Source organism: Litoreibacter sp. GN1-5 (assembly GCF_055693805.1).
In genome coordinates this window covers 3,285,163-3,306,437 of record NZ_JBVFUP010000001.1, presented here as the reverse complement: position 1 = coordinate 3,306,437, position 21,275 = coordinate 3,285,163, and the positions used below count along the sequence as shown (strand labels likewise).

The following is a 21,275-nucleotide window of genomic DNA, read 5'->3' as shown; positions in this document are numbered from 1 at the left end:
GGTGATGAGTATGCTGGACAAGTTGTCGATAGATCAAACCATGGATCAGGTGTCCGGTTTCGTTTCCGGAACGAAGGTTATCACCAATCACGGTCAGGTTGCAGTTGAAGACCTTCAACCGAATGACGCGATCCTAACTCGTGATCGCGGGTTTCAAGCTTTACGCGCCATCCGGAAAACGCAAGTTGCAGCAGAAGAATCTGCAAATGGATGCAAACAAAAGACCGGTCGTATTCCCGGCAGATAGCCTGACAAATTTTGCCCCTCTAACAGTCTCTCCCTTGCATGGGGTCATGTTGAAAAACCCAAAAGCAAGTGAGGTCGCTGGTAGAAATGAGGTTTTAGTGCCCGCCCAAAGCGCTGTAGGACACAAGGGGATACATCTTGGAACTAATGATCAGGATGTCACCTATATCGACCTGCTTTTCGATCATCATGAGATTATTCACGCTCAAGGGTGTTGGGTCGCCAGCATGTATAGTGAACATTACCTAACCAATGACACAGCGCAGTGGTTCATCACGGATGAGATGGAGCTTGACGATCTGCGCCACACCGGTCCGGTTCGGCCGATTTTGCCCGCCAGCGATGCCCATGCATTACTGGGCGGCTCTGCCATGTCCACGCGATATGTCGCGTGATCACACACCCATAAGATCATCGTAGGATTGCACAAACCCTTGTGACAGTGCGTCCGAGATCTCATTGTGATCCATACGGTGCGTTATACCCTGAATATAAGGCGTACTGTCATTGTCCGAATGAATGGTGCGAATATAGGTAGGGGATGTTGCATCCGAGAACGTATCGATGAACTGCGGTATTAAGCGATGATTTCTTCGGTAGATGTTCTGAGAACTTTCAATCGGCGTGACCAAAGCCGTCCCAACGCTTGGCGGTGTTCTTTCGCACGCATCGAATACTTCATTTCCCTCGGCTGATCTACGGAGGTAAAAACCCCTGTTAAATGAAAGTGCGACAGGTTTTCCCATGGAAAGATCATGGGTCTGCTCGGCGCGTATTCTAAGCCGTTCGATATAATAGCGGTCCACCGCATCATCATCCAACCGAAATGTTGTGCGGTGCGTCCAGCCATCTTTATCAACCTTGTTGAAAGCCGATCTCATGGCCGCATAATGCCGTTTTTGTGGTTGGGTCAGAAGGCGACCATCCTTAAGCTGGCCAAGATGATCCCGCAGCCTGTCTTTGGCCCACTTAGGAAGGGAATTGCCTGTCAGAATCAAGCAGGTGAAGTTCGGGTCTTTCTGCCCTTTCAAAGCAGGCATACACATAGTCTCGAACAGGTGAAACCGCCTCTCTAGCCGGTCTGTGTCACAGAGAAATTCTTCGGTCTCGGCAGCCGTAGCAAACGCCTTGGCGAACCCATCTTCCGAAGCGTAGGAAAACCGGATCAGTCCGGTTATTTGATTTCTAAAACCCTGCTGCATCTTCGCCTTCTACGTTGTGCGTCTGTTTGCAAGTAGACTACCCTGAAATGCAAAAAGCCCCACCTTTTCAGGCAGGGCTTTTAATTTTTGTTCAATCAAGTTTATTCGTCGTTGGATTCTGGCGTTTCGACCATCAGGTCAGCATCCATACCCGCCGGTTCTTCCGCCGGCGCGGCCAAGGCAAGGGCGGCTTCTGCCTCCGCCTTGCGTGCTTCAATAACGACATTATCCCGCTCAGCGGCAATGCGGCGCATTTTCTGCGTTGCCCCACCTGTACCAGCCGGGATCAGACGACCAACAATGACGTTCTCTTTCAGGCCAATCAGCTTGTCACGTTTGCCCATGGTAGAGGCTTCGGTAAGTACGCGGGTTGTTTCCTGGAAAGACGCAGCCGAAATAAACGAACGAGTTTGCAGCGAAGCCTTGGTGATGCCCAGTAGGATAGGCTCACCCGTTGCGGGATCACCACCTTTGGAAATCGCTTTCTCATTCGCGGCATCAAACTCGGCCTTATCTACATGTTCACCTTTGAGCAAAGTGGTCGTTCCAGAAGACTGGATTTCCCACTTTTGCAGCATCTGCCGCACGATCACTTCGATATGCTTATCGTTGATCTTCACACCTTGCAGACGGTAGACGTCCTGAACCTCGTCGATCATGTAATCGGCTAGGGCTTCAACACCCATAATGGCAAGAATATCATGGGGTGCAGGGTTGCCGTCCATGATGTAATCACCCTTCTGAACAAAGTCGCCTTCGGCCACGGGGATGTGTTTCCCCTTTGGCACCATATATTCGACCTTCTCCATCGACTCATCGGCAGGCTCAATCGCGATCCGACGCTTGTTCTTGTAGTCCTTGCCGAAGCGCACATAGCCATCGATTTCCGCAATGATTGCGTGATCTTTGGGACGACGTGCCTCAAAGAGTTCGGCCACACGCGGTAGACCCCCGGTAATGTCCTTTGTCTTCGCACCTTCCCGTGGGATACGTGCAACTACATCACCCGCTTTGATCTCTTGACCATCTTCGATCGACAAAATCGCGTCCACGGACATAGGATAAGTCGCAGGGTTGCCATTCTCCAAGCGCACCGGTTCGCCATCCGTACCCTCGATGATAATCTCGGGCTTAAGGTCATTGCCTTTCGGAGCTGCGCGCCAGTCGACCACGATCTTCTGGGTCATGCCGGTTGCATCATCCGTCTCGTCACGTACAGCAATCCCGCTGATCAGATCGACGAACTTCGCTTTACCGTCCTTCTCGGCGATGATCGGCAGAGTATAGGGGTCCCACTCAAACAGCTTATCGCCACGGGCGACTTTCGCCTTGTCCTTGACATGCAGCTTGGAGCCATAGCCGATCTTGTGCCGTGCCCGTTCCACACCGTTTTCGTCGGTGATGGTCAGTTGCATATTACGTCCCATGACGACCTGTTCGCCCATCTGGTTTTCCAGAATATTGGCGTTTTCGAAGATAACTTTACCTTCTTGGCTGGCTTCAAGGAACGATTGTTGGCCACCTTGCGCAACACCGCCGATGTGGAAGGTCCGCATCGTCAGCTGCGTGCCGGGTTCACCGATGGATTGTGCGGCAATGATACCGACCGCTTCACCGGTATTAACCAACGTACCACGGGCAAGATCGCGACCGTAACACATTGCGCAGACACCTTCTTCAGCCTCACAGGTCAGCGGACTACGCATCTTGGCGGTTGGAATATCTGCCTCATCAATGGCATCTGCAGTCCGCTCATCAATCAACTCACCACGGGCGACCAGAACCTCATCCGTGCCAGGGATCAGAATGTCCTCAGCCGCTGTGCGACCTAGAAGGCGTTCACCGATGGAAGCGACTACCTCACCATCATTCACCGCAGCCGAGGCGTTGATGAAATTGTCGGTCCCACAATCGTGCATCCGCACGATGCAATCCTGTGCAACATCAACAAGACGGCGAGTCAGATAACCGGAGTTTGCCGTTTTCAGCGCCGTATCCGACAGACCTTTGCGGGCCCCGTGGGTGGAGTTGAAGTATTCGAGAACGGTCAGACCTTCCTTGAAGTTTGAGATGATCGGCGTCTCGATGATCTCGCCGTTTGGCTTGGCCATCAGACCGCGCATGCCCCCCAACTGCTTCATCTGTGTGACCGAGCCACGCGCACCGGAATGGGCCATCATATAGACCGAGTTTGGTTCTTTCTCGGACCCGTCCTCATCGCGACCGGTTGACGAAATATTCGCCATCATCGCATCGGTGACTTGATCATTACATTTCGACCAGGCGTCGATGACCTTGTTATACTTCTCGCCCTGAGTGATCAGGCCATCCATATATTGCTGCTCGAACTCTTTAACCTGTTCGCGCGTGCCATCAACGATGGGCCATTTGGTGTCAGGGATCAGCATGTCATCCTTGCCAAAGCTGATGCCAGCCTTGAACGCTTCACGGAAACCCATGGTCATGATCTGGTCGCAGAAAATGACGGATTCTTTCTGACCACAATAACGGTAAACAGTATCAATGACCTGCTGCACTTCCTTTTTGCGCAGCAGTCGGTTGACCAGGCTAAACGGAGCTTTTGTATTCAGAGGCAAAAGTGCCCCAAGACGCACGCGACCTGGCGTGGTCTCGAAACGCTGATAAACTTCATTGCCTTCCTCATCAATCTGCTTCATCCGCGCAATGATTTTGGCGTGCAGATGCACTTCGCCTGCATCAAGCGCGTGCTGAACCTCTTCCTCGTTGGCGAAGATCATACCTTCGCCTTGCATGCCTTCGCGTTCGAGAGAGATATAGTAGAGGCCAAGGATCATATCCTGCGACGGCACGATAATTGGCGCGCCGTTCGCGGGCGAAAGCACGTTATTCGTGGACATCATCAGGACACGCGCTTCCAATTGCGCCTCAAGGCTCAGCGGAACGTGGACAGCCATCTGGTCGCCGTCAAAGTCAGCGTTAAAGGCCGAACAGACCAGTGGGTGCAGCTGGATGGCCTTGCCTTCGATCAGAACCGGCTCAAACGCCTGAATGCCAAGACGGTGCAGCGTCGGTGCACGGTTCAGCATAACAGGGTGTTCACGGATCACCTCATCAAGGATATCCCAAACCTCTGGACGCTCTTTTTCGACAAGCTTCTTCGCCTGCTTCACGGTAGAAGACAGCCCCTTCGCCTCAAGTCGCGAGTAGATGAACGGTTTGAACAGCTCCAACGCCATCTTTTTGGGCAGGCCACATTGATGTAGCTTCAACTCAGGACCCGTCACGATGACTGAACGGCCAGAGAAGTCGACGCGTTTCCCCAGAAGGTTCTGACGGAAGCGGCCTTGCTTACCTTTGAGCATGTCCGACAGGGATTTCAGAGGGCGCTTGTTGGCGCCAGTAATGGTCCGACCACGGCGACCGTTATCGAACAGCGCATCAACAGATTCCTGCAACATCCGTTTTTCGTTACGTACAATAATGTCGGGCGCACGCAGCTCAATCAGCCGTTTCAGGCGATTGTTCCGGTTGATTACACGGCGGTAGAGGTCGTTCAGGTCGGATGTCGCAAAGCGACCGCCATCCAGCGGCACCAGCGGGCGCAATTCTGGCGGGATCACAGGGATCACGGTCAGCACCATCCATTCCGGGCGGTTGCCGGACTCAAGGAAGTTCTCGACCAGTTTCAAGCGCTTGATGATCTTCTTGGGTTTAAGTTCACCCGTCGCTTCTTTCAGATCTTCACGGAGCTGGTCAGCCTCGGATTCCAGATCAATCGCCGCCAACATTTCGCGGATCGCTTCTGCACCGATATTGGCCGTGAACGCATCCATGCCGTAGGCGTCCTGCGCGTCGAGATATTCTTCTTCGCTCATCAACTGGCCGTAAACCAGATCAGTCAAGCCGGGCTCGATTACCACGTAATTCTCAAAGTAGAGAATGCGTTCGAGATCGCGCAACGTCATGTCCAGCATCAAGCCGATGCGGCTTGGCAACGACTTAAGGAACCAGATATGCGCCACGGGCGAGGCCAGTTCGATATGCCCCATACGCTCACGACGGACCTTTTGCAGCGTGACTTCGACACCGCATTTTTCGCAGACAACGCCGCGATATTTCATCCGCTTATATTTGCCGCACAGACATTCATAATCTTTGATCGGGCCAAAGATACGCGCGCAGAACAGACCGTCACGCTCGGGTTTGAAGGTCCGGTAGTTGATGGTCTCGGGCTTTTTGATTTCACCGTAAGACCACGAGAGAATCCGCTCCGGCGAGGCCAAGGAAACCTTGATCTCATCAAAGGTCTTTGGCGCTTGAAGCGGGTTAAATGGGTTTGTTGTTAGTTCCTGGTTCATTTTGCGTCCTTACATTTCAGGGGATGGGATGGGAGTGAGCCTGTAAGGCTCATTCACCCTCCTCCGCATCCAGGAGTTCCATGTTGAGGCCGAGACCCCGGACTTCTTTCACAAGCACGTTGAACGATTCTGGCACGCCAGCCTCGAAATTGTCCTCGCCTTTGACGATCGACTCGTAGACTTTCGTCCGGCCCGCAACATCGTCTGACTTTACAGTCAGCATCTCTTGCAGCGTGTAAGCCGCGCCGTAGGCTTCCAGTGCCCAGACCTCCATCTCGCCGAAACGCTGGCCGCCGAATTGGGCTTTACCACCCAGAGGTTGCTGCGTGACAAGGCTGTAAGGCCCGGTGGAACGTGCGTGGATTTTGTCGTCCACAAGGTGGTGCAGCTTCAGCAAGTACTTCACACCGACCGTCACAGGACGCGCGAATTGCTCACCTGTGCGGCCATCGTAAAGGGTCGACTGACCAGATGTGTCAAAGCCCGCTTTCTGAAGCGCCTCATTCACATCGGCTTCTTTCGCACCATCGAAGACAGGCGTTGCGATCGGCACACCGCGACGCACGGCCTCGGCGCTTTCGATCATGTCGTCCTCACGCATATTGGCGAAAGCTTCCTTATAAGTATCTGCACCGTAGGCATGTTCCAGTGCATCGCGCACTGGTTGACTGTCGCCAGAACGGCGGAACTCATCCAGAGCATCGTCGATTTTCAGACCAAGACCGCGCGCGGCCCAACCCATATGAGTTTCCAAGATCTGACCCACGTTCATGCGCGACGGCACACCAAGCGGGTTCAGACAGAAATCGACAGGCGTTCCGTCCTCAAGGAAGGGCATGTCCTCCATCGGAACAACTTTGGAGATAACCCCTTTGTTGCCGTGACGGCCCGCCATTTTGTCGCCCGGTTGCAGTTTGCGCTTCACCGCGACAAAGACTTTGACCATCTTCATCACGCCCGGGGGCAGGTCGTCGCCGCGGCGGACTTTTTCGACCTTATCCTCGAACCGCGCCTCAAGGACACGTTTCTGCGCCTCATATTGTGCGTTCAATGCTTCGACAGCAGCAGCTTCGGTTTCTTCAGCAAGGGCAAGTTGCCACCACTGACCTCGGCTGAGCGTTTCCAGAAGCTCTGGCGTGATCTCGGCATTGGAAGGGACGCCCTTTGGACCTTTGACCGCTTTCTTGCCAATGATCATGCCTTGCAGACGCGCATAGATGTTGCGGTCCAGAATGGCCATCTCATCATCACGGTCACGGGCCAGACGTTCAACTTCTTCGCGTTCGATTTGCAGCGAACGCTCGTCCTTCTCAACGCCATGCCGGTTGAAAAGGCGAACCTCAACGACTGTACCGAAATCACCCGGCTTCACCCGCAACGAGGTATCACGCACGTCAGACGCTTTCTCACCAAAGATGGCGCGCAGAAGCTTTTCCTCCGGTGTCATCGGGCTTTCGCCTTTTGGCGTGATCTTACCAACCAGAATGTCACCCGGTTCTACGTCTGCACCGATATAAACGATGCCCGCCTCATCAAGGTTGCGCAGCGCTTCTTCCCCGACATTCGGGATGTCACGGGTGATTTCCTCGGGCCCAAGCTTCGTATCACGGGCGGCGACTTCGAATTCCTCAATATGGATCGAGGTGAAGACGTCGTCACGTGCGATGCGTTCAGAAATCAGGATCGAGTCTTCATAGTTGTAGCCGTTCCAAGGCATGAACGCGACGAGCACGTTTTTACCCAATGCCAGTTCGCCCATATCCGTCGAAGGACCATCAGCGATCACCTGACCAGCCGTCACGACGTCACCTACTTTCACCAAAGGCTTCTGGTTAATACAGGTATTCTGGTTGGACCGCTGGAACTTGCGCAGGCCATAGATGTCCACGCCCGGATCGCCCGGCTCAAGATCATCTGTCACGCGCACAACGATACGGGTGGCATCAACCTGGTCGATGATACCACCGCGCGCGGCTTGGATTGCAGCACCAGAGTCGGTGGCAACGACACCCTCGATCCCTGTGCCCACATAAGGCGCGTCAGCTTGAAGAAGCGGCACAGCTTGACGTTGCATGTTAGAGCCCATCAATGCGCGGTTCGCATCGTCATTCTCAAGGAACGGAATAAGCGAGGCTGCAACCGAGACGAGCTGCTTGGGCGATACGTCGATTAGATCGACATTTGCGTTAGATTGCAGCATGTATTCGCCGGATTGACGTGTTGAGACGAGATCGTTCTTGAACCGCCCCTTGTCATCCAGTTGCGCGTTGGCCTGAGCTACCGTGTGACGCATCTCTTCCGTAGCGGACATATAGTGGACCTCATCAGTCACTTGGCCGTCAACCACTTTACGATATGGTGTCTCGATGAAGCCGTATTTGTTTACGCGGGCGAACGTGGCCAGCGAGTTTATCAGACCAATGTTTGGTCCTTCCGGTGTCTCAATCGGACACATGCGACCGTAATGGGTCGGATGCACGTCGCGCACTTCAAAGCCCGCACGCTCACGTGTAAGACCACCCGGTCCAAGCGCCGACAAACGGCGTTTATGCGTGACTTCCGACAGAGGGTTGGTCTGATCCATGAACTGCGACAACTGCGAGGAGCCGAAGAACTCACGAACAGCCGCAGCGGCCGGTTTCGCGTTGATCAGGTCTTGCGGCATCACTGTGTCGATCTCGACACTGGACATACGCTCCTTGATCGCACGTTCCATCCGAAGAAGACCAACACGGTATTGGTTTTCCATCAATTCACCAACGGAACGGACCCGGCGGTTGCCGAGGTGGTCGATATCGTCAATATCACCACGGCCATCGCGCAGTTCCACTAGCGCCTTGATGCAGGAAACTATATCTTCCTTACGCAGCGTGCGCACCGTGTCTTCGGCATCCAGGTCAAGACGCATATTCATCTTCACGCGACCGACCGCAGACAAGTCATAGCGTTCCGCGTCAAAGAAAAGCGTATCAAACAAGGCAGATGCACTTTCGACTGTGGGCGGCTCACCCGGACGCATGACCCGGTAGATATCCATCAGTGCGGTGTCGCGGCCAAAGTTCTTGTCAACTGCGACAGTGTTACGGATGTAAGGGCCGACATTAATATTATCGATGTCAAGCACCGGAATATCCGTCACACCATTGTCAAGAAGCGTCTTCAGAGTGCCGCCAACAACCTCTTCATTCTTATCCAGTTCCCAAGTCAGCTCATCCCCAGCTTCGACCCAGATTTCACCAGTTTCTTCGTTGATAATATCCTTAGCAACGAAGCGACCTATAATGCCGTCGAACGGCAAGAGAATTTCCTGGACTTTGCCTTCATCAATTAGTTTTTTGACAGCACGTGGCGTGACCTTCTTACCAGCCTCAGCAATTACTTTGCCGGTTTTGGCGTCGATTATATCCGCTACAGGCTTGGTACCTTTGATCCGCTCCGGGAAGAACTTTGTAGACCAACCGCCCTTTTTGACTTGCTTGAAATCAACAGTATCGTAATAGGCATCCATGATGCCTTCCTGATCAAGACCCAACGCATAAAGCAAAGTCGAGACAGGCAGTTTGCGACGGCGGTCAATGCGCGCGAATACAATATCCTTAGCGTCGAATTCAAAATCCAGCCAGCTCCCGCGATAGGGAATGATGCGGCAGGCAAAAAGAAGTTTGCCCGAAGAATGCGTTTTACCTTTGTCATGGTCAAAGAACACACCCGGGGAGCGGTGCATCTGGGATACGATCACGCGCTCGGTGCCGTTCACGATGAACGTCCCGTTCGGGGTCATCAGGGGCATATCACCCATGAAGACGTCTTGCTCTTTTATGTCTTTGACCGACTTTGCACCGGTATCTTCATCAATATCAAATACGATGAGTCGCAGCGTCACTTTCAGCGGCGCGCTGTAGGTCATGTCGCGTTGCTGACATTCCTCAACATCGTATTTTGGTTCCTCCAGCTCGTATTTCACGAACTCCAGAATGGCGGTTTCGTTGAAATCCTTAATCGGAAATACGGATTGGAACACGCCTTTGATGCCCTCTCCGTCCAACGGTTGCAGTTGGTCACCCGATTTCAGGAAAAGATCGTAAGAAGACTTCTGGACCTCAATAAGATTTGGCATCTCCAGCACTTCGCGGATTTTGCCGAAATATTTGCGAATGCGTTTCTGACCTACAAATGTCTGAGCCATGCTCGGTGTCGCCTTTCAGTTTCCTTGGACGCAGCACCCCGGGGCCGGGTGCCGCACCACTTGGATCAAAGGGTAGTTGGTTCAATACCTGCACACCGTCCCACGAGTATGCTCCCGAACCATTTACCACACCTTAGAGAACGCCCTATTCGGGAAGGCCCTCTCTGAGACGCGGAAGGCCGGACCCGAAATATCTCGGGTCCAGCCAGTTTGCGAGGGTCGCAGGCAAGCCTGCGCCCGAATTACTTGAGTTCGACTTCAGCGCCAGCTGCTTCCAGCTTGGCTTTCAGGTCTTCTGCTTCAGCCTTGTCGACGCCTTCTTTGACAGCTTTGCCGCCAGCTTCGACCAGATCTTTTGCTTCTTTGAGGCCCAGGCCAGTGATGCCGCGGACTTCTTTGATGACGTTGATTTTCTGAGCGCCAGCAGCAACCAGGATCACGTCAAATTCAGTTTTCTCTTCAGCAGCTTCGCCACCGTCGCCACCACCAGGACCAGCCATCATCACCGCGCCGCCAGCTGCGGGCTCGATGCCATACTCGTCTTTGAGGATGGTTTTCAGTTCTTGTGCTTCGAGAAGGGTCAGACCAACAATCTCTTCTGCAAGTTTTTTCAGATCAGCCATTATACTGTTTCCGTTCTATTAAGATGTGTTCCAACGCGAGGTTTTGTAACCCACGGAGGTCTCATAAGGTTTACGCTGCGCGCTCCTCGATGGTGCTAAGAATGCTTGCCACGTTCGAAGCAGGGGCGCCAATCGCGCCGGCGATGTTCGAAGCAGGGGCCCCAATACAACCCGCGATAGAAGCAATGAGCTCCTCGCGGCTTGGCATGGCAGCCACGGCTTTAACACCAGCGACGTCTAACGCGTTGTCGCCCATGGCCCCACCAAGGATCTGCAACTTGTCGTTGCCCTTGGCATAGTCGTTCACCACTTTCGCGGCGGCGACAGGGTCCTCGGAATAGGCGAGAACGGTCATACCCGAGAGGTAATCAGCGATGCTTGCGCAGGGCTTTCCCTCAAGAGCGATTTTGGCGAGCCTGTTCTTGGCGACGCGTACAGACCCGCCCGCTTCACGCATTTGCGCGCGCAGGTCCTGCATCTCAGCAACCGTGAGACCTTCGTAATGGCTTACAACCACAACGCCAGAGCTTTCAAAGATTTGACCGAGTTCCTCGACCACTTTCTCTTTCTGGGCTCTATCCACAGTTTCACTCCAATTATGGAGGGTTTCCCCTCCGGCTCAGTTTAACCCCGAATTTTCTGCGAAAATTCGAAGCATCGGGTCCAATTCAGGGTCCCGAGGCCAAAATCACCCGAAGAAAATCCTCGGAAGTCTGTCTCGTTTCCCATCTCAGGAAGGACTTAGCGGTGTTGCCACCTGCCCTCCGTCTCGGACAGAACGAGGCCTTGCAGCCTCGCTAGATGCACCGGATCGCTCCGACACAAATTCTTAATTGCCCGTGGCATTATCCACGGAGATTGAAATGCCAGGTCCCATTGTCGAACTGACAACGATCTTCTTCATGTAGCTGCCTTTCGAGCCGGATGGCTTCGCCTTGGACACAGCACCCACAAACGCACGCACATTCTCAACCAGCTTGGCTTCGTCAAAAGATGCTTTGCCAATGCCGGCATGAACAACGCCGGCTTTTTCGACCTTGAACTGCACTTCGCCACCTTTAGCCGCTTCAACAGCCGCTTTGACATCCATAGTCACCGTACCAACCTTCGGGTTCGGCATCAGGTTGCGCGGGCCAAGCACTTTACCCAGACGACCAACAATCGGCATCATGTCAGGTGTGGCAATGCAGCGGTCAAAGTCAATTTTGCCGCTTTGTACAATTTCCATCAGGTCTTCTGCACCTACAACATCTGCACCAGCAGCTTTGGCTTCTTCGGCTTTCGCGTCACGTGCAAAAACAGCCACACGCATGGTTTTACCCGTACCGTTAGGTAGTGCCACCACGCCCCGGACCATCTGATCCGCGTGCCGTGGGTCAACCCCAAGGTTCATCGCGATCTCGACCGTTTCGTCAAACTTGGCCTTTGCATTGTTTTTGACCAGCGCAACAGCTTCTTCAACTGTGACGTCTTTTTTGCCAGCGAATTGCTCACGCGCGGCGGTTGTGCGTTTTCCGTATTTAGCCATTACTTCACCTCGATGCCCATAGAGCGGGCAGAGCCCAAGATGATCTGCATTGCGCCTTCGATGTTATTTGCATTCAGATCCTTCATCTTCGCCTCAGCAATTTCACGGACTTGTGCTGCTGTCACGTGACCCACAACTTCGCGGGACGGCGTTTGTGCACCGGACTTCAGCTTGGCCGCTTTCTTCAAGAAGTAAGACGCAGGCGGCGTCTTGATATCCATCGAGAACGATTTGTCCTGATAGTAGGTGATCACCGTTGGGCAAGGGGCGCCGGGCTCCATGTCCGCAGTCTTGGCATTGAATGCCTTGCAGAATTCCATGATGTTTATCCCGCGCTGACCCAATGCAGGGCCGACTGGGGGCGATGGGTTGGCTTGACCTGCAGGAACCTGCAGCTTCATCGTACCAGCGATTTTCTTGGCCATGTGGCCTCTCCTTTTTTCAACTCCCCCGACAACGCGTCATCAGGGCTTTGGTTGTGTGGTCCGGTCCACCGCACGCGTGCGGCTTGCCTCCCACATGATCATCAGGTCTGTTTTGAAACCTGAGTGTATTCCAGTTCAACCGGGGTCGCCCGGCCAAAGATTGAGACCGTTACCTTCAGGCGCTGGTTCTCATCGTCCACTTCCTCAACCATGCCAGAGAAGCCCTCAAACGGCCCATCCGTCACAGAAACATTCTCGCCAATGTCGAAAATGATTGTCGAACGTGGCGCTTCCTGCCCTTCTTCGACGCGGTTCAAAATCGCATTCACTTCTGCATCGCGCATCGGCATTGGCTTGCCTTGCGGACCTAGAAAGCCGGTCACGCGGTTGATGGAATTGATCAAGTGATACCCCTGATCCGACATCTCCATCCGCACCAGAACATATCCAGGCATGAAGCGGCGTTCTGCAGTTACTTTCTTGTTTCGGCGCACCTCAATAACCTCTTCGGTCGGCACCAATACTTCCTCGATCTCATCCTCGAGACCATTTTCCACGACGGCTTGGCGAATCTGTTCCGCAATGCGTTTTTCGAAATTTGAAAGCACGCTGACCGAATACCACCGTTTTGCCATCTTATCTCGACCTTTGCCTTGCCCGACCCATGCGGTCGAAATTACCAATTATTCCAATGAGTTATAGAAAACCCACCGAAACGAAAACAGCGCGCACCCCGAATCGATACGCGCCATTTCATGTGTTGCTGCGTGCTTTACTCGCCAAACTCCATGAATTCAAGAGGTTCAGCGTAAAAATCACGCCCATCACGGAATAAATCAGAACAGCCCGAATATACCGTTCAGCCCGGACCTGATCCCTAAATCAACCATTGAGAAGAAGAACGCAGCAACAGCTGCCATGATGAAAACCATAATGGTTGTCAGCACAACTTCACGCCGGGTTGGCCAGACGACCTTACTCACCTCGGCACGAACCTGCTGAATAAACTGAACCGGGTTGGTTTTTGCCATGATCATAACCTTGGGTAGACGATTGCACTTTCAGATACGGATAGGGCAAGGGCTTTGCAAGGCTTTTGGTGTTTATTCTTCCTTCAGATATTCAAATTGCTCCAGAACCATGGCCCAATAAGTTCGTCCCTGCTCATCCGCACCATCCAAAACCGCATCGACCTGTGTCCCATGGCCGGGGATGCCTGTATCGACCAAACTAACTGGCGCTTTTTTGCGGGCAGCCCGTGCTAGTCCAATTTCTACAGAAACCCTATCAACAATATCATCTTTTGTTCCGTTAAACATCAAACAAGGAGGTGCATCAGAAGTAACCCGCCATGGCTGAACAATAGCAGACGCTATGGCAACAACAGCATCAGGGCGTGAAGTTTTCATATGCAAATTATACGGTGGAAAAGCTGATCCCAGAGCTGCAATACCCCCCGCAGACACCCCAATCATACCAACATTGCGTGTTAAAAGATTGAACCGATCACTTTCGACCCAAATATATTCGACAGCATTGCTTAGATCTTTAACAGCCGCTGCATACTCAAATCCATAAAGGCTTACAGGCAAATTCACCTTAAGATTTTTTGTGCGCAGAATATACTCGTTAATACATTGCTGATCCTCAGAACTAAACAGCTCTGGTCCCACACCTAGGCGATAACTGACAGATGCCATGGCAAAACCCGCATCAGTGAAACGCTGGGCAAATCGTACTGCATCCTCATCCGAGCGAGAACCGCTTTTGAAACCACCCGAATGCACATAGATGATACAAGCATAAGGTTGCTCTGCGTCAGGGAGATACATATCCAGCGCTAGGTCTTGCGCTTTATCGTACACAATATCAGGGATACATTTCATAGGTCTTAGATAGGACCTTAGGCTTAAGAAGCTGTCAATGGCAGGGGCTGAGGGACTCGAACCCACGACCCTCGGTTTTGGAGACCGATGCTCTACCAACTGAGCTAAGCCCCTGCAATTATCCAACGCTGCTTACGAAAGCCTTGGGCGCTTTGCAAGAGAACATATCGTCTTCAGTTCGAGATTGAGCCCCTCAACCAATCTTCATGGCTTTTATTGGCGCGGTAAACCCGATAGAATTGAACTTAGTGCATCAATTTGTTCATCAGACAATATTGAGGTATCAGCGCCAATGCCATTCGCACCTGTTTGCGCGTAAATTGGTGTGGCCAAAATCCCAAAAGAAATAGTCAGCGATACTATTATAGTTTTCATCTTACTTTCCTTAGTCATGACCTCGACACCTATGGGTCAGGGTCGGACGTGTTATGCAACAGAACTGTAATTGGCCCATCAACACAAAAGTTAAAGGCACGTTAACATCACTCTCGGTCACGTGAATTTGCGCTTCATAAACCAAGAAGCAACTAGCATATTATTTTGAAAATTTTTTGTAACAATAATAAAGGCATAGACACCATTATTTGACTTCACACCATCACTAGATATGTGAGGTCTAAAACTGCACAAGCGTTGTGCATATTTGTCAAAGAACCTTAAATTAAAGGGCTGCCAACAGGCAGCCCCTCATCGCGTCTATATTTGTTGTTTGGACGGGGACACGATTTTTCGCAGAAAAATCACCCATCCAAGGCAGTCCCAGGAACCACTAATGGTCCCTGAGTTTCGTAGGGCGTGTTTCAAATTACTCCGTAATCTTGGAAACAACCCCTGCGCCCACGGTGCGGCCGCCTTCACGGATCGCGAAGCGCAGGCCTTGCTCCATCGCAATCGGCGCGATCAGCTCGACATTGAACTTCAGGTTGTCGCCAGGCATCACCATCTCGGTGCCGCTTGGCAGCTCAACCGTGCCCGTCACATCCGTGGTCCGGAAGTAGAATTGAGGGCGGTAGTTGGCAAAGAACGGCGTATGACGGCCACCTTCTTCTTTCGTCAGGATGTAGGCCTCGGCCTCAAACTTCGTGTGCGGCTTCACAGAGCCCGGCTTACACAGAACCTGCCCACGCTCAACGCCCTCACGGTCAATACCACGAAGAAGCGCGCCGATATTATCGCCGGCTTCACCACGGTCCAACAGCTTGCGGAACATCTCAACACCTGTGCAGGTCGTCTTCGACGTGTCGCGGATACCCACGATCTCGATCTCGTCGCCCACATTGATCACGCCACGCTCGACGCGGCCCGTCACAACAGTCCCACGACCGGAAATCGAGAACACGTCCTCGATCGGCATCAGGAACGGCTGGTCCACAGCGCGCTCGGGCGTGTCGATATACTCATCCACAGCGGCCATCAGCTCTTTGATCTTCTCTTCACCAATCTCAGGCTTGTTGCCTTCCATCGCCGCCAAAGCGGAGCCCGCAATGATCGGGATATCGTCGCCTGGATAATCGTAGCTGGACAGCAGCTCGCGGATTTCCATTTCCACCAGCTCCAGAAGCTCTTCGTCGTCAACCTGGTCCACCTTGTTCATGAACACGACCATCTTCGGGATGCCAACCTGGCGGCCCAGCAAGATGTGCTCACGAGTCTGAGGCATCGGGCCATCAGCGGCATTCACCACGAGGATCGCGCCATCCATCTGAGCCGCACCGGTGATCATGTTTTTCACATAGTCGGCGTGGCCGGGGCAGTCCACATGCGCATAGTGACGCGCGTCGGTCTCGTATTCCACATGCGCCGTCGAGATCGTGATCCCGCGCGCTTTCTCTTCAGGCGCACCGTCAATCTGGTCATAGGCCTTGAAGTCGCCAAAATACTTCGTAATCGCAGCCGTCAGAGTCGTCTTGCCATGGTCAACATGACCAATCGTGCCAATGTTAACATGCGGTTTATTACGTTCAAACTTTTCCTTAGCCATTTCCTGGGCGCCTTATGATTATGGGGACATCACAGCCCCGATTTCACATCGCGGGCTTCCTATGCAGGAATGACAGGAAAATCAAGCGCCAGTTGGGGCTTGCACTGTCCAAAACGGGTTTCTTTGAATGTACGACTCTGGTTTTATGAATGCCTAGTCAAATCTGTTATTGCGCGGAAAACCATACGGAGGGCGTTTCCCAACGCCAGCTCGCTTGCCAAGCCAGTCAGACATATCGGGTTCATGACGCGTTTTTCCACCGCCCATCGACCAAGACAGCCCCTCATCCCAGCTGAATGTCGTAATATCTGACAACCCACCATCCAGTTCGAGCGCACCTTGTTTGCCTCGAGCTTTATTATATTTCTGAATACGTACACCTTTGCCACGGGTCATCTCGGGCAATTCCGCAGCTGGGAAGACAAGAAGTTTCCCGTTCTGACTAACAACAGCCACATGATCGCCTGTCACAGGGCGACATACTGCAGCGCGAACATCATCCTTTACATTCAGGACCTGCTTGCCACTGCGAGTCTGCGCAACGGTATCAGCTTCCGGAACGATAAACCCGTCACCAGCGGTCGAGGCGACCAGCAGCTTACGCTCTGGGTCATGCATGAACAGGTCGACGATTTCGGCTTCATTTGGCAAATCAACCATCAGACGCAGCGGTTCGCCCATACCGCGCCCACCCGGCAAGTTGGCAGCGGACAAAGTGTAGAATCGGCCATTTGAGCCAAAGACCAGAATACGATCGGTTGTCTCGGCATGGAAAATGAAACGACCTTCATCGCCGTCCTTGAATTTCAATGCGGAATCTAGTGCGATATGCCCCTTCATCGCCCGGATCCAACCCATTTTGGAACAGACAACCGTGATCGGTTCACGGTCAATCATGGCCTCCATCGGGACGTCTTCTATCTCGACCGCTTCAGCAAACATTGTACGTCGGGCGCCGCCTTCCGCATCTTTTCCAAAGATTTTGCGAACCTCGCGCAGCTGCTCGGCAATACGTTTCCATTGCAGGTCTTCATTTTCCAAAAGGTCTTCCAGCTCTGCCCGTTCAAGCATCAGATCATCGCGTTCACGGCGCAGTTCCATCTCTTCAAGGCGACGCAGAGACCGCAAGCGCATGTTAAGGATCGCATCAACCTGCACATCAGTCAAAGACGTATCATCCCCTGCTTTGGCGGGCGGAATGTAATCTGCCTCAGAAGTAGCGCGACGATGATCTTTCCCCCAATCCTCGAACATAAGTGCGGATTTTGGATCATCGTCGTACCGGATAATATCAATCACACGGTCAAGATTCAGGAATGCAATGATAAACCCTTCCAGAACCTCCAGCCGGTGATCAATCTTGTCGAGCCGGTATTTCGACCTGCGCTGTAAAACGTCCCGGCGATGATCAAGAAAAGCGCTCAAAACTTCTTTGAGCGAACAGACTTTCGGAGTCCGTCCGTCAATCAATACGTTCATATTAAGTGAGAACCGCACTTCCAGGTCAGAGCTGCGGAACATCATGCCCATCAAAACCTCTGGCGCAACATTGCGAGACCGAGGCTCCAGCACCACGCGCACATCATCAGCTGACTCGTCACGAATATCCGCAAGAATAGGGATTTTCTTGGTCTGGATAAGCTCTGCGATCTTCTCGATGAGCTTGGATTTCTGTACCTGGTACGGAATTTCGCTCACAACGATCTGCCATTGGCCCCGCCCCAGGTCTTCGACCTCGTATTTGGACCGTAGGCGGAAAGATCCACGTCCAGTGCGATACGCCTCGGCGATGTTTTCACGCGGCTCGACTATAATGCCGCCAGTGGGAAAATCCGGGCCGGGAACATGGTCAAGCAAAGTCTCGTCGCGGGCATTTGGCGCTTTGATCAGATGCAAACAAGCGTTGCAAAGTTCTTCAATATTATGAGGCGGGATGTTGGTCGCCATACCGACCGCGATGCCGGAAGCACCGTTAGCTAAGAGATTTGGGAAGGTCGCTGGAAGAACAACCGGTTCGGTTAGGCGGCCGTCGTAATTGTCACGGAAGTCGACCGCATTCTCATTGAGACCTTCCAAAAGCGCCTCAGCGGCAGCGGTCATACGCGCTTCGGTGTAGCGGCTGGCAGCGGGGTTGTCGCCATCGACATTCCCAAAGTTGCCCTGACCGTTCACAAGCGGATAGCGGACATTAAAATCCTGCGCCAGACGCGCCATCGCATCATAGATCGCGGCATCGCCATGGGGATGGAAATCCCCCATTGTGTCGCCAGAAATCTTAGCCGATTTCAGGAATTTACCATCAGCCGACAGGCCCAACCTACTCATCGCATAAAGGATACGCCGGTGTACCGGCTTCAACCCATCCCGCGCATCCGGCAAGGCCCTGTGCATGATCGTGCTAAGCGCATAGGTCAAATACCGCTCGCCAATTGCGCGGCGCAACGGTTCCGCCACATCAGCAGGCTTCATATTGGGGTCATCAGTCAAATCGGACATAGATCATGTGTAGCCAAGCTAGCTGACAGCGTAAAGCGCTCAACGGGGACAAGTTACGATTCTTTCCCCCTGAACCACCGGGTCGCGCACCCTAATTTATAGATGTGTGAAATCTTGGGGCAGATTATGAAGGAAAAACTAATCTTTGCGCTTTGTTCCATAGCGTATGTGCTATTTTTATTATTCAAGGTTGAAGAGGTGGGCCAGAAACCTGTGCCGCTCTCTCAAGTTATGAGCGCGGCCCCTGTAGAACTGGTTGAGGTGATCATAAAACCAATGCCTCCAATAGAACGCCCAACCGACCTTATTCCTGTAAATGCGAAACCCCCGAAAATGTCTCGGTTATGACATTGGATGGCGCGCCTATTGCATCTGTTGCGCCCAAGGTGACAGTTGCCCTGCATCCTGATGTTTCGGATCGCGTGGAAGTCTTTTGGAAGGTAACAGGTGCGCGTGTCAATCTGCGGGCGGGTGCGTCCACTTCGGATGAAGTCGTGGCGCAACTGGATGCGACTGATAGTGTGAAACTTTTGGAAAAAATGTCAGAAAGCTGGGCCTATGTTATGGTGCCGCAAACGGGAATCAAAGGCTACATCCACACAGATTTCATTGCCCCGCTTGATGATTGAACATCTTTGGCCAAGCTGTTTGCATCCAAACCATAGTTCCAATAGCCAGTGGGCATGGCTCAGAAATCAATCCTCATCACCGGATGTTCGTCCGGTATCGGTTATGACGCGGCACATGCGTTAAAAGCGCGTGGCTGGCGAGTATTTGCAACGTGCCGATCTGAAGCAGACTGCGAAAGACTGCGGGATGAGGGGCTGGAAAGCTTTGTTCTGGATTACGAGGACACCGCATCTATCACAACCGCTGTTCAGGAATGCTTGTTGCGCACTGGTGGCACGCTGCATGCGGTTTTCAATAATGGGGCCTACGGCATCCCCGGCGCGGTCGAAGATTTGCCCACAGATGCGTTGCGCGCCATTTTTGAAACGAACCTGTTCGGCTACCATGAACTGACCCGACAGGTAATCCCGGTCATGCGGGCGCAAGGGCATGGGCGTATCCTAAACTGCTCTTCCGTTCTTGGGCTGGCTGTCCTGCGGTGGCGCGGGGCCTATAACGCGACCAAATTCGCCATGGAAGGGCTGACCGACACGCTTAGGCTGGAGATGCGTGAAACGCCTATCAAAGTGATATTGATAGAACCCGGCCCCATTACCAGCAAAATTCGTGAGAACTCGATCCCGCATTTTGAGAAATGGATTGACTGGAAAGCTTCGCCCCGTGCCGCTGATTATAAAAAAAGTCTGTTGAAGCGTCTTTATGAAAGCGGTGGACCGGACAAATTTGAACTGCCGGCCAGTGCTGTTAGCAAGAAACTGATACACGCGTTGGAACATAATAATCCAAAGCCGCGCTATTATGTGACCACACCAACCTATATCATGGGGGCGCTACGCCGTATCCTGCCGACCCGCGCTATGGATTGGGTACTATCACGCATATAAAAGGTCGCATTTCGCTGCAATCCTTCTAGATGCAGTCCTGACAGTGGAAACAAGGATCAGACCATGGCCAACGACCCGCTCTTTATCGTCGCAGCACTTGCCTGTTTCGCGGTTCTGGTGATCTTGATGATCGGCATAGGTGGTTTCGCAAAAGGCGGCGATTTCAATCGCAAACATGCCAACAAGATCATGCGCTACCGCATTATTGGACAGGGAGTCGCCATCGCGCTGATTCTGATCTTCGTATTTTTCCGCCGTATGGGAGGGGCATAATATGGTTGTTCTAAGCAAAATCTATACCAAAACCGGCGATGCCGGCGAAACCGCGCTTGGCAATGGCGCGCGAATTGCAAAACATTCCATGCGTGTCACCGCATATGGAACTGTAGATGAGGCGAACGCAACTGTGGGCCTTGCCCGCCTGCATGCATCAGGGGGTATGGACGCCCGGCTTGCCAGTATTCAGAATGATCTTTTCGACCTTGGCGCTGACCTCTGCCGCCCCGAGATGGAAAAGGACGCTGAAGCCGAATATCCGCCTCTGCGAATGGCACCGTCTCAAGTTGAACGCCTTGAGGCTGAAATCGATGAGATGAATGATGCATTGGAGCCATTACGTTCATTTATCCTGCCGGGCGGATCTGCGCTGGCGGCCAATCTGCATCTGTGTCGCACTGTGTCACGGCGCGCTGAGCGGTTAACTGTTGAGCTGGCAACAATGGAAGAGGTCAACACATCAGCCGTAAAATATCTCAACCGCCTGTCCGACTGGTTCTTCGTGGCTGCGCGCATTGCGAATAACGATGGCAATGACGATGTTCTATGGGTGCCGGGGGCAAACCGTTAGA

General features: G+C 52.8%; 19 protein-coding genes and 1 tRNA gene. 6 read left to right on the top strand and 14 right to left on the bottom strand.

The window, feature by feature from the left end; genetic code table 11:
• Nucleotides 1-10: 10 nt before the first annotated feature.
• The gene (locus ACZ1HF_RS16565) at nucleotides 11-247 is read left to right on the top strand and encodes a Hint domain-containing protein (protein ID WP_472658543.1); all 237 of its coding nucleotides are present in this window, start codon (nucleotides 11-13) and stop codon (nucleotides 245-247) included.
• Nucleotides 207-641 carry a Hint domain-containing protein gene (locus tag ACZ1HF_RS16560; RefSeq protein ID WP_472658542.1) on the top strand — a complete coding sequence of 145 codons (435 nt, stop codon included), beginning with the start codon at nucleotides 207-209 and terminating at the stop codon, nucleotides 639-641. Before ACZ1HF_RS16565 ends, ACZ1HF_RS16560 begins: the two co-directional genes overlap by 41 nt.
• Here ACZ1HF_RS16560 and ACZ1HF_RS16555 read toward each other — a convergent pair whose 3' ends face one another.
• The 14 genes from ACZ1HF_RS16555 to ACZ1HF_RS16490 form a co-directional block, all read right to left on the bottom strand.
• Entirely contained in the window at nucleotides 642-1,448 is an 807-nt protein-coding gene (locus ACZ1HF_RS16555; RefSeq protein WP_472658541.1) for a glycosyltransferase, read from the bottom strand.
• A 101-nt stretch (nucleotides 1,449-1,549) separates the two neighbouring features.
• A complete protein-coding gene (rpoC, locus tag ACZ1HF_RS16550) occupies nucleotides 1,550-5,788 on the bottom strand; it encodes a DNA-directed RNA polymerase subunit beta' (protein WP_472658540.1) in 4,239 nt (1,412 codons plus the stop codon).
• Nucleotides 5,789-5,837: 49 nt separating this feature from the next.
• Complete coding sequence (gene rpoB / locus ACZ1HF_RS16545; RefSeq protein ID WP_472658539.1) at nucleotides 5,838-9,974, bottom strand: DNA-directed RNA polymerase subunit beta; 4,137 nt, start codon at nucleotides 9,972-9,974, stop codon at nucleotides 5,838-5,840.
• 242 nt (nucleotides 9,975-10,216) lie between these two features.
• Complete coding sequence (gene rplL / locus ACZ1HF_RS16540) at nucleotides 10,217-10,597, bottom strand: 50S ribosomal protein L7/L12 (RefSeq protein WP_472658538.1); 381 nt, start codon at nucleotides 10,595-10,597, stop codon at nucleotides 10,217-10,219.
• Between the two features lie 70 nt (nucleotides 10,598-10,667).
• Nucleotides 10,668-11,180 (bottom strand): 50S ribosomal protein L10, encoded by a 513-nt coding sequence (rplJ, locus tag ACZ1HF_RS16535; protein WP_472658537.1) that lies wholly within the window; start codon nucleotides 11,178-11,180, stop codon nucleotides 10,668-10,670.
• Between the two features lie 246 nt (nucleotides 11,181-11,426).
• Nucleotides 11,427-12,125: a 50S ribosomal protein L1 gene (rplA, locus tag ACZ1HF_RS16530; protein ID WP_472658536.1), complete on the bottom strand. Its 699-nt coding sequence runs from the start codon at nucleotides 12,123-12,125 to the stop codon at nucleotides 11,427-11,429.
• Nucleotides 12,125-12,550 (bottom strand): 50S ribosomal protein L11, encoded by a 426-nt coding sequence (rplK, locus tag ACZ1HF_RS16525; protein WP_472658535.1) that lies wholly within the window; start codon nucleotides 12,548-12,550, stop codon nucleotides 12,125-12,127. Before rplK ends, rplA begins: the two co-directional genes overlap by 1 nt.
• A 101-nt stretch (nucleotides 12,551-12,651) precedes the next feature.
• Nucleotides 12,652-13,185, bottom strand: coding sequence for a transcription termination/antitermination protein NusG (nusG, locus tag ACZ1HF_RS16520; protein WP_472658534.1), 534 nt, complete (start codon nucleotides 13,183-13,185; stop codon nucleotides 12,652-12,654).
• A 201-nt stretch (nucleotides 13,186-13,386) separates the two neighbouring features.
• Nucleotides 13,387-13,581 (bottom strand): preprotein translocase subunit SecE, encoded by a 195-nt coding sequence (secE, locus tag ACZ1HF_RS16515; RefSeq protein ID WP_472658533.1) that lies wholly within the window; start codon nucleotides 13,579-13,581, stop codon nucleotides 13,387-13,389.
• Nucleotides 13,582-13,653: 72 nt separating this feature from the next.
• Complete coding sequence (locus ACZ1HF_RS16510) at nucleotides 13,654-14,436, bottom strand: alpha/beta hydrolase (protein ID WP_472658532.1); 783 nt, start codon at nucleotides 14,434-14,436, stop codon at nucleotides 13,654-13,656.
• 38 nt (nucleotides 14,437-14,474) lie between these two features.
• Nucleotides 14,475-14,550 (bottom strand) — tRNA-Trp (locus tag ACZ1HF_RS16505).
• A gap of 99 nt (nucleotides 14,551-14,649) precedes the next feature.
• Complete coding sequence (locus ACZ1HF_RS16500; protein WP_472658531.1) at nucleotides 14,650-14,811, bottom strand: hypothetical protein; 162 nt, start codon at nucleotides 14,809-14,811, stop codon at nucleotides 14,650-14,652.
• Between the two features lie 430 nt (nucleotides 14,812-15,241).
• On the bottom strand, nucleotides 15,242-16,417 hold the full coding sequence (gene tuf, locus ACZ1HF_RS16495) for an elongation factor Tu (protein ID WP_472658530.1): 1,176 nt from the start codon (nucleotides 16,415-16,417) through the stop codon (nucleotides 15,242-15,244).
• Nucleotides 16,418-16,570: 153 nt separating this feature from the next.
• On the bottom strand, nucleotides 16,571-18,913 hold the full coding sequence (locus ACZ1HF_RS16490; RefSeq protein WP_472658529.1) for a DNA topoisomerase IV subunit A: 2,343 nt from the start codon (nucleotides 18,911-18,913) through the stop codon (nucleotides 16,571-16,573).
• A 344-nt stretch (nucleotides 18,914-19,257) separates the two neighbouring features.
• Between ACZ1HF_RS16490 and ACZ1HF_RS16485 the strand changes: the two genes are divergently transcribed.
• The 4 genes from ACZ1HF_RS16485 to ACZ1HF_RS16470 all read left to right on the top strand — a co-directional run bounded on the left by ACZ1HF_RS16485 (nucleotide 19,258) and on the right by ACZ1HF_RS16470 (nucleotide 21,274).
• Entirely contained in the window at nucleotides 19,258-19,542 is a 285-nt protein-coding gene (locus tag ACZ1HF_RS16485) for an SH3 domain-containing protein (RefSeq protein WP_472658528.1), read from the top strand.
• Between the two features lie 54 nt (nucleotides 19,543-19,596).
• The gene (locus ACZ1HF_RS16480) at nucleotides 19,597-20,427 is read left to right on the top strand and encodes an SDR family oxidoreductase (protein WP_472658527.1); all 831 of its coding nucleotides are present in this window, start codon (nucleotides 19,597-19,599) and stop codon (nucleotides 20,425-20,427) included.
• A gap of 63 nt (nucleotides 20,428-20,490) precedes the next feature.
• The gene (locus ACZ1HF_RS16475) at nucleotides 20,491-20,700 is read left to right on the top strand and encodes a twin transmembrane helix small protein (RefSeq protein WP_472658526.1); all 210 of its coding nucleotides are present in this window, start codon (nucleotides 20,491-20,493) and stop codon (nucleotides 20,698-20,700) included.
• Nucleotide 20,701: 1 nt separating this feature from the next.
• Nucleotides 20,702-21,274: a cob(I)yrinic acid a,c-diamide adenosyltransferase gene (locus ACZ1HF_RS16470; RefSeq protein ID WP_472658525.1), complete on the top strand. Its 573-nt coding sequence runs from the start codon at nucleotides 20,702-20,704 to the stop codon at nucleotides 21,272-21,274.
• Nucleotide 21,275: the final 1 nt, after the last annotated feature.

Excerpts from the sequence above, each read along its gene's own strand:
- ACZ1HF_RS16565 (WP_472658543.1), top strand. The coding sequence starts at position 11 with ATGCTGGACAAGTTGTCGATAGATCAAACCATGGATCAGGTGTCCGGT.
- ACZ1HF_RS16560 (WP_472658542.1), top strand. The coding sequence starts at position 207 with ATGGATGCAAACAAAAGACCGGTCGTATTCCCGGCAGATAGCCTGACA.
- ACZ1HF_RS16510 (WP_472658532.1), bottom strand. The coding sequence starts at position 14,436 with ATGAAATGTATCCCTGATATTGTGTACGATAAAGCGCAAGACCTAGCG.
- rpoC (WP_472658540.1), bottom strand. The coding sequence starts at position 5,788 with ATGAACCAGGAACTAACAACAAACCCATTTAACCCGCTTCAAGCGCCA.
- ACZ1HF_RS16485 (WP_472658528.1), top strand. The coding sequence starts at position 19,258 with ATGACATTGGATGGCGCGCCTATTGCATCTGTTGCGCCCAAGGTGACA.
- rplK (WP_472658535.1), bottom strand. The coding sequence starts at position 12,550 with ATGGCCAAGAAAATCGCTGGTACGATGAAGCTGCAGGTTCCTGCAGGT.
- ACZ1HF_RS16480 (WP_472658527.1), top strand. The coding sequence starts at position 19,597 with ATGGCTCAGAAATCAATCCTCATCACCGGATGTTCGTCCGGTATCGGT.
- nusG (WP_472658534.1), bottom strand. The coding sequence starts at position 13,185 with ATGGCAAAACGGTGGTATTCGGTCAGCGTGCTTTCAAATTTCGAAAAA.
- secE (WP_472658533.1), bottom strand. The coding sequence starts at position 13,581 with ATGGCAAAAACCAACCCGGTTCAGTTTATTCAGCAGGTTCGTGCCGAG.
- ACZ1HF_RS16555 (WP_472658541.1), bottom strand. The coding sequence starts at position 1,448 with ATGCAGCAGGGTTTTAGAAATCAAATAACCGGACTGATCCGGTTTTCC.
- rpoB (WP_472658539.1), bottom strand. The coding sequence starts at position 9,974 with ATGGCTCAGACATTTGTAGGTCAGAAACGCATTCGCAAATATTTCGGC.
- ACZ1HF_RS16500 (WP_472658531.1), bottom strand. The coding sequence starts at position 14,811 with ATGAAAACTATAATAGTATCGCTGACTATTTCTTTTGGGATTTTGGCC.
- ACZ1HF_RS16490 (WP_472658529.1), bottom strand. The coding sequence starts at position 18,913 with ATGTCCGATTTGACTGATGACCCCAATATGAAGCCTGCTGATGTGGCG.
- rplA (WP_472658536.1), bottom strand. The coding sequence starts at position 12,125 with ATGGCTAAATACGGAAAACGCACAACCGCCGCGCGTGAGCAATTCGCT.
- ACZ1HF_RS16470 (WP_472658525.1), top strand. The coding sequence starts at position 20,702 with ATGGTTGTTCTAAGCAAAATCTATACCAAAACCGGCGATGCCGGCGAA.
- rplL (WP_472658538.1), bottom strand. The coding sequence starts at position 10,597 with ATGGCTGATCTGAAAAAACTTGCAGAAGAGATTGTTGGTCTGACCCTT.
- ACZ1HF_RS16475 (WP_472658526.1), top strand. The coding sequence starts at position 20,491 with ATGGCCAACGACCCGCTCTTTATCGTCGCAGCACTTGCCTGTTTCGCG.
- tuf (WP_472658530.1), bottom strand. The coding sequence starts at position 16,417 with ATGGCTAAGGAAAAGTTTGAACGTAATAAACCGCATGTTAACATTGGC.